General features: G+C 42.4%; 1 protein-coding gene. It reads right to left on the bottom strand.

Translation table 11 applies throughout. The annotated features are described in order from the left end of the window. Nucleotides 1–121 precede the first annotated feature (121 nt). Entirely contained in the window at nt 122–15,865 is a 15,744-nt protein-coding gene (locus AC4G46_RS07410; RefSeq protein ID WP_491127356.1) for an SDR family NAD(P)-dependent oxidoreductase, read from the bottom strand. Between the last annotated feature and the right edge of the window lie 2 nt (nt 15,866–15,867).

Raw genomic sequence — 15,867 nt, 5'->3', positions numbered from 1 at the left:
TCGAGTCACCCTTTCTGAATTTGCTAAACCAATAAATTATTTCCCTCCCACGTAAAACCCCAAGCTGGTCGTCATTGACCATTTTCACCAATGACGACCAGTTGCCGATTTTCCCCGGGGCTCATCTCCAATTTTCAATAACTTGATTAACACTTAGACTACCTTCTGCCAGCCTTTCCAGCAATCTCAGATGATCATTCGGAACTTTCTCATTTTCATTTTCATTTTTATTTTTATTTTCACTTTCAGTTTTCTTCTGCTTTCTATTCATTAGTTCTTCACCAAATTCATTCCAAATGTGTCCCGTTAATTCCTTTAGAGTGCTGTAGTCAAACAATGCTGTAGTCCGCAACACAATACGCAATTCTTCGTTTATCTTACGGATTAAATCCACACCGGAAATGGAATCTACGCCGTATGATGAAAAAGCGCGTTCCTCATGAATATCTTCATCCCCGATACCCATAGCTTTTTGTAGATTGTCGCGAAGTATTTGTTGAATATATCCTTTAATATTTTCTTCATCCGCATCGTGAGTCACTGGATGAGCCGATTGGTTTATCAAAGTACGCTTACTTCCCAAAATCACATTCTGGCCTAATTGTTCTGCCCCGTGTGTGGATATTTCAGCAAATCCCTGATCTTCATATTGTTTTATCCAAGCACATGCCGACAATAACGGAGCATTCGGTAAACGAACTTTCTCATCTTCATACAGCCACCATCCATCAAGCAATCCAAAAGTCAGAGTTGCAAAATCATGAACCTCAGTCAGTTCATTAACGATTAATTGACCTCCTTCACGAAGTAAAGTACGGCATTGGCCAAGAGCTTTGTTAATATGACTGGTTGCATGCATAACATTTGTTGCCACTATTACATCAAACTCAGAATCCACATAGCCCTGCATGTGAATATCCTTTTCAATATCAAGTGTTTTGAAAGTGACAAAGGGGAACTCTGATTCAAATTTAGTCCGTCCGTATTGGGTAAACCCGAAAGAAATGTCAGAATATACGTATTCTATATGCGCTGCATATTTTTTGAGGCATGGAAGAACATGGGCTGTCGTTCCACCTGTCCCGGCTCCAATTTCAAGAATTTTCAATGTTCTGCCTTGCGGCAACGTGATCTTCTCCAAATGGACTACTACAGAATGTGCAACGATCTGATTGAAATAATCTGCGATTAAATTATTTTTATAGATATTTTCGACAAGAATACTTGAGCCTTTTGGAAACATGATCTCGGTAGCTGGTACTTCTCCTGTTAGGATTTCTCCGTAGTTCTGAAATAACGCCCACAGTAGTTCGAGATGCGCTTTGATGTCTGAATATTGAAGAATTAGTTCACGTTTCTTCACTTCCATCAGCTCAAAAGTCTCAAAAATAGGAATTGTATCTATCTGGTGCGTTGTTACACAATATCCGCCTTCATGTTTGATTAATCCAGAATGTTCAAGAATCTTCATCATAGCTCCAAACAAGCGTGCATACTTCGGAACGATTTTCAATTGTTTCGAAAGGGTAGCTGAATCATAACGTTCACTTGAAGTGCGGAATACTCCCATTTGGCGCAAAGCATTCAGCAACAGGCTTTTACCGAATTCTGCTAAATGATTGAAGGCTGTAATAATCTTCTCTCTTTCGGACTCTTCTAGAACTGGAAATTCATTAGGTGGTTCCAGCTGCTCCCCACCGAAGCCGGATGGTAAATTTGTTTCCACACCCAATTGATCAAGCACATGCCGGTCCGCTTTAAAGGCTAATACTTGAGCACTTTGATTGGCTATTGTACGACTGATCACATCCATGCCCTCTTGCGGGCTTATGGATTGAATGCCCATGGCGCTCAGACGCTGGTTATACGCATCCGACGACACGACACCAACAGTCCCCCAATATCCCCAATTAATAGTCAAAACAGGATAGGATGCTTGTACGTTCCACTCATGAGCAAATGCATCTTTAAAGGTACAACCAGCAGCATAGTTGCTTTGTCCCGGATTCCCGGAGAATGATTGTATAGAGGAGAAGAATAGAACAAAATCAACCAGCTCATCTGCCAAAGCTTGACGCAGAACGGCACTCCCTTTTACCTTTATATCCAGGGAAGCCCTAAAATCATTTTCTGACATATTCTCGATAATCCGATCACGCAGAACGATGGCAGAATGAACAGCGCCATGTATGGCTCCATATTTTCTTTTAATCTGATCGACTACCCGGGAGACCGAAGCCGGATCTAAAGCATCCGCCTGCATGTAATCTGCCGTCCCACCTAATGAACAGATCTCTTTGAGACCAAGATCAATCGTTTGATCCATTGGACGACGGCCAACAAGTACAACATGAGCTTGTGCAACACTGGATAGATATTTACCCAACTCCATACCTATACCGCCTGCGCCTCCAAGAATCATATAGACTCCGTTATGCCTGAAAGGAATGCTATCCGGCTTGTGCAATGAGAGCGTTTTGAGAATACACTGATAACGTTCCCCATTACGAATTGCGACAGCCTCTCCTTTGGGATGAGCAGGTTCATGAATAATTGCATTAGCAAGGTGGTGAATTTTATGCGGACTATCCTGCAGATCCTGTTGACCTGCAAGATCAATATCGATAATACTTACCTTCCATGACGGGTATTCCTTAGCCAAGGATTTGACAAATCCATGCATACTTGCCCCGTTTGGCAAATGTAGCTGATTGGAATGAACAGGCACCGTAAAATTAGTAACAACCTTTAAGATGAGTGATTCCCGATTCCCTTTAGAACTTATGTTCTTAACTAGACGGAATAGAGATAGAACACCTTCCTGCTGGCTCTGCTCCAGTGTTTCTAAACGAACAGATTGAGTATCGGGACCGATTTGAAGGCCACCTAAAAAATACACAATATCAATCTTGGGCATATCTTCCAACAATTCACTGAACACTTCTGTGTCCGTCATTCGAATTATCCAGTCCTTCGAAGATACGCGACGCGTTATTTCTCCAAAATGAACATTAATCACGTTACAGCCCTTATGCTCTGCACTCAGTGCCCTCTGCAAGCCTGAATCCAATTCTGGGCCAATGATTAGAATAGTAGGATCAGCCGGTTTTTCTTTTTCAAAAGTTGACAATTCGGACAATTTCCAATGCGGGATATATAATGAGTCTCCAATATCCGCTGGTCTGTTATTGACTTCAATCAATAAAAGCCCTCGCAAAATTAAACAAATATAGCCGGCCTCGTCTGTTACTTGCACTGTATAACTACGCTCCCCTTCTTTGAGGACATGGGCGTAAGATTTTTGTTGCAGCGGCCTGAATACCTCAATACTGTTTAATGAAAAAGGCACTACGGGTTGAACACTCGGATTAAGCCCAGCGATTGTATGCAGCGCGGCATCCAAAAATGCTGGATGAAAGCGCCCGAAAGCTTTATCCGCGGTACATGAATCTGGTAGTTCTAATTTTCCTAAAGCTTCGTTGGCTCCTCCCCATATTTCTTTTACACCACGAAAAGCCGGGCCATATTCCAGACCAATTTTCTGTAACTGATTGTATATCCCTTCGTCTTGATAGGAAGAGCAACAGCTAGTACGAATGTCTTCTATTGCTAGTTTTCCGATCTGACCAGGAGTTGACGGTACCGCATTTTTTTTGAATTCTCCCGTTGCATGAACGATTAAGTTTCCTTGCTGCTCTGAAATCATCTCGAAGAACCATGGTGAATGTTCTACAAGCCGGAGCATTAATTTAATCGGCTCATTTTGCAAGACTAACGGTCTGAGGAAGATTACATCTGCTACAGAGAAAACACGTTCGGCATCCAGATCTACAAGTGCTTGATCGGCCAAAGCAAGAAACCCACTACCGGGAAATAATTTACGTCCGGATACACGGTGATGACAGACCATATTATCCAGCGGTGTAATTAGATGAGTTGCAAGAACGTCTCCACTTTGTTTTTTTTGAAGGCTTGAATACACGACGGGTATGGAATCGGAATTAGCCTGTGTTTGCGCTTCAAACCAGCAACGTTGCAGCTGAAACGGATATGTCGGTAATGACACTCTGCGTCTGCCGCTTTGTGAGTGCAACATATGAAAGTTGATCTCTCCCCCGTTAACAAAGAGAGAAGCCATTTGCATTATTAATTCCTTATACTCGTCCAAGGACAATGATAATGATGTATCTGTTAACCGCTGCATTACTGAAGAAACTGATGGTTGATCCCTTTCATCGAGCTCTGACCTTTTTTTATTTGGATTGCCTTCAACATATCCGTCAATGTTACTGCTTCCTTCTAACCGTTCTCGCAATTTTTTGCACAAATCTTCTATATTGCGAACGATAAATCCGTGGCGTACCGAAAAATGCGAACGACCAGACTGAAGCGTATAAACGATATCTTCAAACGGCACCCTTCGTCCTTCACCCTCCAAATAAGAAAGCAATTCCCTCTCCTTCTGATGCAACACAGTATCACTTGCTGCTGAGACGGGTACAAATTCATATGGATGTCGTGTTCTGTGATTGTTTACAACCACAGGTGATTCTTGAATAACAACGTGAGCATTTGTACCACTAAATCCAAAAGAACTGATGGCCGCAAAACGAAGCTTACCTGGTTTAGGATTCCAATCAGACAAACGTCGGTTGACAAAGAAAGGTGAGTTCGTAAAATCGATGTGTTCGTTTTCTTTATCCACAAGGATCGTTGGTGCCAGCTTGCGATGTTTTAAACTAAGAAGAACTTTAATTAAGCCTGCTATTCCTGCTGCAGGAAGGGCATGTCCAATATTACTCTTAACAGAACCAATCGCACAAAAGCCTTTTTGATCGGTATACATACGAAATGCATCTGTTAAAGCAGCTATTTCAATAGGATCACCTAATTTGGTGCCTGTACCATGCGCTTCAACGTATTGTATATCCGACGGATGAATTCCAAACTGCTTGTATACATCAAGTTCAAGTGCTGTCTGGGAAGGTGCGCTTGGAGCAGTGATCCCGTTGGTTTTTCCATCTTGATTAATACCCGATCCTTTAATGACCCCGTAGATATGATCTCCTTCCGCCAGCGCAGCTTCCAGTGGTTTCAACAGCACTACACCTACCCCTTCGCTTGGGACGAATCCGTTTGCCTGATTGTCGAAGGCCTTACATTGACCATCAGGGGACAGCATGCCTGCACGGCTGGATAGTACATGCACTCTTGGGGTATTCAGAACAGATATCCCTCCGGCGAGTGCCAAATCACTTGTTCCACAACGGATGCTTTCACATGCAAGGTGTAGAGCAACCAGTGAGGATGAGCAAGCCGTATTAACAGCAATACTCGGCCCCTTGATGTTCAAGAAATACGATATTCGCGCCGGCAAAATGGACTCGTCATTCCCCATGAAGGCATAAGCACTTGGTACAACACCATGTTCTTTCATTAAATCCATGTAATCACCGGATCCGCATCCGACAAACACACCACATTTTTGATTGTCCAGAGCAGAAATGGAATATCCCGCATCTTCAATTGCACGCCATGCTTCCATTAAGAATATCCGTTGCTGAGGATCCATCATTGCCGCTTCTTTGGGCGAAATTGAAAAGAATAGAGGATCGAACTGATCCGTATTTGCGAGCTGCCCCATCCATTTGGAATAACTCTTATCCGCCTTTTGGGAATTCTCGTCATAATAATCCTGTTCATTCCAGCGCGATACGACTTTTACAGAATTCACACCTTTTGAGAGGTTGTCCCAGAATTCATGGACTGAATCGGCACCGGGAAATCTTCCTGATATTCCGATAATTGCAATATCTGCAGAACTTTCCATGCAGTCTACAGAACTCATGGTCGAAGAAGATTGTTCTTCTTCTTCTTTTATATTTAAATTTTGCGGTTCAAGTGACGGAGCAGGCTCTGAATGATTTAAAGTATCATTGATTTCTTTAGCATACTCTTTGACCAAATGACTGCTTAGCTGACGTATGGAACCATAGTTGAACAAATCAACACTGCGAAGTGAAATGCGTAATTGCTCATTAATCCGGTTGATGATTTCAATGGAAAGCACTGAATCTACACCAAAATCAATGTAGGGCATATCATGATCAAATTCATTATCGTCAATATGCAGCACAGAGGACAAAGCCTTTCGGATGACTGTTTCTGCTTGCAATCGCAGATCTTCCGCTGAGAATTGAGCTTCCAATTTCTCTTGTACAACAGTTGCCGGGGGGCCTGCTGATATCTGAACCTGCATATCTACATTCCCCTGTTTTTTTATATCAGTTTGTAAATGTGACGTTGCCCTTAATTCAACATTTTCCAAATAAACGTATACATTACCACTAAGATCACAAATTGAGACATCATACAAGTTCTCTGCCACTTTTAGGACATAAGCTAACATTTGACCCTGCGTTGATTTACGGATAGTAATATTCCGCACCGAAAACGGAACCAACGTCTGAGTAGAAGAGAATCCATCTGACATTCCTGTGATACCAGTAATTGATTGTAAAGCCGCATCAAGCAAACTTGGCGAAATATTACAACACGCCAGCTCTGATATTGCTATGTCAGGAATCCTGATTTCTGCAAGAGATTCGTCGGTATTGCCCCAAATTTCTGAAATATTTCTGAAGTAGGGTCCATACTTCATCTCTCGCTGCTCAAATTGGCTATAAACTTGTGAACCAGTGGTCAAAACTGTACAACGGGAGCGTATTTCCCCTAGAGAAAGGATAGTTGCCCCTTCCATGTATTCTTTACTGGATGACACTTCCCCCTTTGCATGAGTGACTATTTGTTCGTTTTCACCGCTACGGATATAGAATTGCTGTACACCTTGATTACTTGTGAATTCCACGCGAACAGTTAGTGTATCCTGTCGTACAATAACAGGAACCATCCAGACAATCTTGGTGATGTTAATCTTATTGCAGCCGCTTATCTGCCGGTACGATTCACACACCATTTCAATCAGAACAGCGCCTGGTAATGTATGGTATCCTTTTATTATGTGATCTTTCAGGACGTTGTCATTTGATCCGTAAGTCTTGTGATATACCAAGCCTGTATGCTCCATACTGCGGGTCACATCGATCCCATCTACAAATGGATGGTTTAGCGGAACTTCAGACGCAGCAGGGCCATGATATTCTCTACGGACAGCAGAATCGATCCAGTAACACTCCTTAGCAAAAGGATATAACGGAAGTGATATGATTTTGCGGTTGTGATGACCCGGAAATTTAATCCAATCAATATTCACGCCATTGATCCAAAGTTCAGCTAATTTATCCAGCTTACCTTTACGGGTCCAACGCTCGATTAACTCCCGACTGTCCTCATCGTCACCGAGAAGAAACGGAGTTATCTTCCCTTTTTTGACCGTTCCACGTAACCAAGGTTGTTGCTGTATACCGCTATCTTCAGTAAACGCCGTCAATTTCTCAAGCAGATCTTGCGGGTCTGTTACAACTGCCGCCCAGCGTTCCTCCATAAATTCCCTGCCCACCTGAAGGGTAAAAGCAATATCCGAAAGGCTGAAAATACTGTCGCTGCATTCAGTTGTCTTTTGTTGCAGCTGTTCCCAAATATAATTAGAAAGCTCCTCAACACTGCTATACTTGTAAAAATCGAGAACAATATGAGGTAACGCTAAAGTACCTCGTAGCATCTCCTCCAGTTTGTTGAACAAAACCTGATCGAATCCAAACTCCTGAAGCTCTTCTTGGAGTGTTATATCAGCCGATTGAACATTTATAGCGGAGGCTGCCATTTGCTGAATCTGTTTTTGTAACGTTCGTAACCCGTCATTCTCAGGAAGCGCCCTCGTAATTGGACTTTTCAAGAAGACAGCAAGATTTTGGGCTATCTGCTTCAAGCTTTCTTCATTCCTAGCAGACAAAACAATCAACTGAGGACGCGCTTCTTGTTCAGGATCTGAAGATACCAAGACCTCATTCTCCCATTCCTCCAGAATCAGGTGTGCATTTGAACCCCCTGCGCCAAAAGAGCTGAGGGAAGCCATACGTGGCAATTCTTTATCAACATTGTCCAGCTTCAAGACCGGTTTTTTCCATTCCGTTAATTCCTTCTGGACGTAAAAAGGAGTCTCTTTAAAGCTGATGTTTGGGTTCAATGTATCCGCATGCAAGGAAGGGACCAGTTGTTTGTGTTGCATCTGAAGTAATATTTTGGTTAATCCTGCAATGCCAGCCGCCGATTCCAGGTGTCCGATATTCGATTTAACGGATCCAATCGCACAATTAGGTTGCCCATTGACCGGTTTGCCAAAAGCTTTTGTCAGTCCGGAAATTTCGATAGGGTCACCCAATGAAGTTCCGGTACCATGGGCTTCAACATAGTTAATTTGCTTAGGATCTATATTTGCCTTCCTCATCGCTTCAGCAATAAGTTCGCCCTGGGCATTCGGATCAGGGACAGAGTATCCATTGGTACGTCCACCGTGATTCAATGCGCTAGCCCGGATAACCGCATGTATATGATCTCCGTCTGTAAGAGCTTTATGGAGTGGCTTTAAGAGTACTGCTCCAAGGCCCTCTCCAGGAACATACCCATCCCCCCCTTCTCCAAAAGATCTGCAGCGGCCATCTGTTGAAGAAAATTTACCTTGACTAAGCAGCACATATTTATGGGGGTGCAAGGAAAGGTTAACCCCCCCTGCTATGGCAACATCGCTTTCTCCCTGCCGGATACTCTGGCATGCCAAATGAATTGCCGTGAGTGAGGAAGAGCACATTGTATCGAGTGCAAGGGAAGGGCCACGAAAATTGAAGAAATATGAAACACGATTAGCTATGGATGCGAAAGAAGAAGAAGGAAGTTCTTTTCCCTCCAATCCCAACCCCAGCATTTGATATTGTGCATACATGACTCCGACGAACACCCCTACTTTGTCTGAAGCTAAACGTGATTTTGTATAACCAGAATCTTCTAGAGTGTGCCACACGGTTTGAAGAAATAAACGTTCTTGAGGATCCATCAGTTTTGCTTCTCGGGGTGAAATATTAAATAACAGCGGATCGAAACAATCGATCCCATCAACAAATCCTCCCCATTTACTGTAAGCAGTGCCTTTACTTAATTTATCAGGATTGTAATAAAGACTGTGATTCCAACGTTCATCCGGGATCTCGGTAATGCTGTCAAGCCCTGACTTGAGATTATCCCAGAACATTTGTAAATTGTCAGCATCGGGATAACGTCCGCTAATACCGATAATTGCAATGGCATCACTCTTATTGCCTTGAATATCCGATTCATTGAATTTTTGCGGATTTTTGTTTTTGAGTATCTCAAAGGAATTATAGCTTGGGATAATGTCCCCAAACTGTTCTAGAACCTTATTCTCATATTCCACTAACAAATATTTAGCCAGATTTTGAATATTCCGGTACTCAAAAAACAGCGTCTTTGAAAGCGGACCGAATTTCTTTTCTAAGGCCGTTGTCATATTCATGATCATCACCGAATCGACACCGTACTCTTCAAAAGCTTCTATCACTGAAATTTCGCTCTTGTGAAGTTTAATTTCTCGAGCAAGCAATTCTTTGATGAATACTTCAATTCTCGGGATCACTTCTTGATGATCGAATGAAATATCAGTCTTATTGCTGGCTAATGACGGTATTCTCGCTTCACTACCGCTTGTTAACCAAGATATTTTAACGGGATCACCTTGAACTACTACTAGTTGAGGTTCATTTATTTGCAATCCGATTTGTAAGCCGGAAAATCCGTTTTTTGTATCAAGCGGTGACAGACCAGGTAGTCGATCTTGCAGCACGGCAAGCAGTTTATTATCAATGCGCATACCACCTTCTTTCCATAAGGGCCAATTAACAGAGAGAGATTGTCCATTTCGTCTCCCTTCAAGCTCCTCGCCGGATCTCCACTTTGAATAGGAATCAAGAAAGCTGTTTGCGTATGCGTAAGAACTCTGCCCTGGATTTCCTATTTCTCCTGTTAAGGAAGAGAAGAAAACAAAAAAATCAAGGGGCTCATCTTTGGTAGCTTCATCAAGTAGTACTGAACCCCACACTTTGGGGGCAAGCACCCGTGCTATTTCATCCGGATGACTTGAAATGATCAACCCGTCACTTAGGACACCTGCAGAATGAAGAATCCCTTTGACAACTCCGTATTGTAATTTCACCTGTGTTATAAGCCTGTTCACTTCTGAACGTTTAGAAATATCGGCTTGAATATACTGAACATTCGCATTTAATACATTCAGTTCCTTTATATGTTCTTTAAGCTTAAGAGTCTCACTGGAACGTCCTGTTAATACAAGGCTTATTCCCGGATAATGAATCGCCAATTCTTTTGCGAATAACATTCCTAACCCGCCTGCTCCACCAGTAATGATGTAAGCGCCCTGATGTACGGTGTGCATAACGTTATTCTCTAAAGGTTGAATTGGAACAGGTTGAAGTTTCCGTACCAGACGTTTACCCTTTGAGAAGTGAATTACCGGAGTTCCCGACTGTTCCTTGAATAATTCAGGCAGCCATTGGCTTGTACATAGCTCCGGAGCTTCATCAACACAGATGCTTTGACATTCGAATGCAGGATGTTCTTGCATTAAGGTTTTTAACCAGCCACTGATAGCGGAGTACACCGGCTGCTCTTTCCCTAGTGAATGATACAAATATGATAGCCGCATAGAGGATTTCCATTTGGAATGTAAAATTCCTTTAACAAGTGAATGCAGGGAATAGAGGCTTTCCTGGTAACACTCATCCAGTTGATCGTTTAAGGCAAATGCGGTTTGTGACCATAAATGTATCACTGCCGATGGTTTTCTTCCTGAGTTCAGAAGCTCTTCAAATAGTTGATTATATGAATATTGTGAAGATAAAGGAATAATATAATGATTCTTATTAAGAGCTATAAATTGTTGACCTGGTTCAATTAAAATAACTTGTACGCCGGCCCCTGATCTTTGGATTTCCTTAACCAAAACATCCAATACTGCTGTCCCTCTGTCGAACAACAGGATATCACCATCTATAGACGAAAAAGAGACCACTTCGCTTGCTTCTTCTTCAATCCAGACTGGCCGCATTATAGACATCGTTTCTTCAAGATCTTCTGCGGAGTGTGATGCTTCAACATGAGCGGAAGAAAGAGCTTTTCTTATAGTGAACCTGCGGATATCCGCTACTACTAAACCTTGTTGATCTGCAAGCCGAAGATTGAAATACCGCTCCATAGGATTAGTATCTATTCCGATTTCCAAAGATTCTTCGTTTATATAGACATAATGAACCTTTGATATGTCACCTGCCAGATGAAGCTCTTCAAACCCAAAAGGCAAATAAGATCCTTCCGAGTGATGTTCTTCCATCCATCCAATAATCGCCTGAAAAGCACCGTCAAGCAACACAGGATGAATACCGAAATTCGCAGACTCTCCTGCCAGATGCTCTGGTAACACAATTTCTGCCAATGACTCACTATTCCCGTATTGAACGGATACTATGGATTGAAACGAGTCTCCGTACTCCAGTCCCTTATCAGCAAAACGTTCATAACAGGTCCCCTTGTCCAGCCTTTTATTACAACGCTTTAAAATATCAGATAGGGGAATTTTCTCTGACTTGAAAGTATCCTGAACATTACCAGCCACTTCAAGTATTCCTGCACTGTATATAATTGGTTCTTTGTGCTGTTGCCCTGACCATAGTGTGAATTTAATCCTGTTATTGTCTACCGGGTATAAACTTATTGAGATCTTTAGTTCTGTGTTTTCATCCAAAAAGGTTAAGGGAGCTCTCCACTCCACCTCTCGAATTCTATGAATCTTACGATTTAGTGCCATCTCGCAAGCAGCATGGGCAATTTCAACAACAGCTGCTCCGGGTAACAAGTAATTTCCATTAATTTTATGATCGCGAATTATCCATTCTCGGCCACTAAACAGAGTTGAATAAATCTGTTCATTAAATGTGGAGTCATTGGTACCGATAAGTGGGTGCAACCGTATTACAGTATTCAATGGTTTGTGAGACTTGTTCTTTATCGAGTTTCCAATCCAATATCGATTGCGTTTGAACGGATAGCACGGAAGAGGGATTCGACGCGGTCTATCCTCGTATAACAAATTCCAATCGGCAGGATCCGCTCCTCTAACCCATACTTGAGCCAGACTTGTAATGTTTTTCTGCTCAAGAAGAGATTGAACAAACTTACTGTAGGTATCCTCATCAAGTAAGTTGTTCTCATCCATCTGTTTACAATTACCACTGAATACTTCCTTTTCTTTTTTCGCGCCGTCAACTAACCACTCACTGAGCTTCTGTATGAGTTCTTCAGGGTGCCGGGAGATAATAGCAAGTCTTTCTTCCATTTGCTCTCGTCCAACCTGTAATGTGTATGCGATGTCTCTTAATGAATAATTCTCTTCAGAGTTACACAGATAAGTCAGTAGTCGTTGAGCGTAGGCTTGAAGCCTTTCATAATTCCGAGCAGACAATATAACCAAATGTGGTTGATAATTTATTGGTTCCTGCAGATCCTTAACTTCATCCCATTCCTCTATGACCAGATGAGCATTTGCCCCACCCGCTCCAAAGGAACTGATACCTGCTATCCGCGATCCTTTATGTTGTTCCCAAGGCGTTAAAGTACGTTGAACGGAAAGTACCGATTGAGAAAAGTCAATGTTTGGATTCAAAGCCTCTGTGTGAATTGAAGGTACCAGTTGCTTATGTTTCATCTGTAATAAGACTTTGGTCAAACCCGCGATACCGGCTGCTGACTCCAGATGTCCAATGTTCGACTTTACAGAACCGACGGCACAATTCTTTATATTTTTATCACGCTTACTCAACACTTTGTTTAAGCCTGTAATTTCAATAGGGTCGCCAAGAGACGTGCCTGTACCATGTGCTTCAATGTAACTTATTTGTTCAGGGGAGACTTGTGCCTGGTCTAATGCTTCAGAAATCACTTGTCCCTGAGCCTTAGGGTTGGGAACGGTATAACCATTGGTTTTCCCGCCATGATTCAACGCGCTTCCACGGATTAAGCCATAGATATGGTCCCGGTCAGCCATAGCTTTGGACAGAGGTTTTAGTAATACTGCACCAACGCCCTCACCCGGAACATAACCATCTCCATCTGCACCAAAGCTGCGGCAACGCCCGTCTGTTGAGGCAAATTTACCTTGTGACAGAAATAAATATTTACTGGGATGAATCGAAATGTTGACCCCGCCTGCAATAGCAAGTTCACTTTCACCTTTTCGCAAGCTATCACATGCCAGATGAATCGCTGTTAGTGAAGAAGAACACATTGTATCTAGTGCCAGGCTTGGACCTTGGAAATCAAAAATATACGACACTCGATTAGCGATTGAAGCAAATGAAGAACTTGGAGCGACGGGATGCCCTTTATGAGTCTCTTCCAAGCCAAAAAGTTGATACTGGCCGTACATTACTCCGACATATACGCCTACTTTTCTAGTATCTAGTGAACGTCTTGTATACCCTGCGTCTTCAAGCGTATGCCAGACCGTTTCTAGAAACAGGCGTTCCTGCGGATCCATTAATTCAGCTTCTTTAGGTGAGATATGAAAAAAAAGTGGATCAAATCGATCAATGTCGTCTATGAATCCTCCCCATTTAGTATATATAGTCCCATCTTTGCTTTTATCGCTGTCGAACCATTCGGCGTGATTCCACCGCTCACTGGGGATTTCTGTTATGCAATCTTTTCCTGACTTCAGATTTTCCCAAAACCTATCTAGATCATGGGCCATAGGATACCGTCCGCTCATCCCAATAACCGCAATGGGTTCGTTGGAAGTACCTTTGAAAGGCTTATTGAGTGTCTGTTCTTCATAACGACTATATCCGTTAGATTTAAAACGATTTGTCGAAATACCTGAGTTATTCTCTAATGCCTTCATTTCAATCACAGATGCAGCAGTTGGTTGGGAATAATGAGCTACATTTGAAGAAGCATGGAGAAGTAGCTTCTCCAAGTTCGCTTGATGTTCTAACAAAAAATAGTCTACCAGTTCACCAACTGTCTTATATTCAAAAAAAAGCGTTTTAGGTAAAGGTCCCAAATCGGCTTCTAACCTTCTAGTTAGGGCAACAATTAACACAGAATCAATACCATAATTCTCCATAACATCTTTACTTTTTATTCTGGAAAGGGGAACATGCAATTCATCAGAAATGATACGTTTTATGTAGGCCTGAGTCTTTTCTACTATATCAGTTGATGCATTTTTCGACCCAAAGTCCGACTGTTCACTCCCATCAAGATGTTTCAAGATTTCACCTCCCTTATGACTTAGAACGTTATCTTCTGCTCCATCCACAACGATAAACCGGTTCCCTTTATTCTGCGAAGCTGTTACAAGTGTATACTCCAATGCCTGCCATCCTTGATTGGTACCGAGTGGTACAATACCCATCCGCTTCTCCATCCAGTGTATTGTGGAGTCCGGTACTTTCATGCCCCCTTCGAGCCAGGGGGACCAGGCAATAGAAAGTGTAATTCTGGCAGCGTTAGTTCCGTCAGCGCGCTTGCTCCAATATTCAGCACAAGCATCCAGGTAACGATTCGCGAAGCTATACGCAATCTGCCCTTCATTTCCAATCCAGGAGATCATCGAAGAAAACAAAACTAAAAAATCTACTCGTTCTCCCTCAAGGGCTTGATTAATCCACTTTGTACCAAACACTTTAGCGGCCAACACTTCATTCAGCCCGGATAGCGTCATTTTGCTGAGTTTATTATCCCGAACTGTGCCAGCAGCATGGACCACACCGTTTAGACGTGTTCCCTCTGCCTTTATTTGTGCAAATAATTGATTCACTTCTTCTTGCTTAGAGACGTCAACTTGCATATAGCTTATATGTGAACCGGATTCCTGTAGTTTACGCAGCCGCTTCTTCGGCTCGCCGCTTAATTGGGAACGCCCGACTAAAAGGATACGAACATTGTTGTAATGCTTAAGTACACGTTCAGCAATCAAGAGACCAAGGCCCCCAGCACCGCCTGTTATCAGATAAAAACCGCCGTTTTTCCATAGTTGGGAGTGAACAGTTGCGGTGCTGATTTGCCTTTCTTCAAATCCCCGGACATAACGGAGCTTTTCAGAATACCGAACTTCAACAACCCCTGCTTCTTTTTCAACAGCCTCGTTATAAAGCCAATCGAAATATTCCTCATTTTCGGAAGTAATTGCAATGCTCTTGGCACATAATGAAGGATATTCTTCATGCAATGATTGAAAAAAACCAGCTATTGCTTCATTTTCAGGACCTCGTACGGCTTCATCAGGGAAGACATATAACCAGTTAATTGAATTGATTCCATAGCTTTTTTCAATTGCCTGAGCAAGCCTGGTTACAGATAGAAAACCTAGTTTTAGAGAGTGCTCAAGATCAGTTGCAGGCAAAAAAGACCAAAGATGAATGATATCTGAAATTTTAAATGCTTGTGTTTTCAGATTCTTCATTAGTTCTATATAATCGCCGTAAGAATCCGGGCAAACCGTGTAACTCCATTCAGAAATTTTCTCAAAAGTATCGCCGGGAAGAACCAATACAGCTCTCCGTCCAGCTTTTTCCATTTTTTTTCGATTATTATTGTTCTGATCAAAAATGATGATAATGTCTTGTTCTGATCCCGTGAATTTGATACTTGAACCAGAAAGGGGGACAGACTTCCAGACCGGCTGGTAGCATCGCAGCTTTCGCGCGTGTTTGTTAGTTTCTTTCAGTTGTTTAAGACACCTTAATCCTTCTGCAGCACATAATTTCCCAGCTTGTACCTGGGATAAGATTTCTGATTGATTAGCAAAATTCCCTTCCACTA

The organism is Paenibacillus sp. fava2 (genome assembly GCF_058313675.1).
Note: the sequence above shows the minus strand (reverse complement) of the source record. Positions and strands in the feature narration are given on the sequence as shown.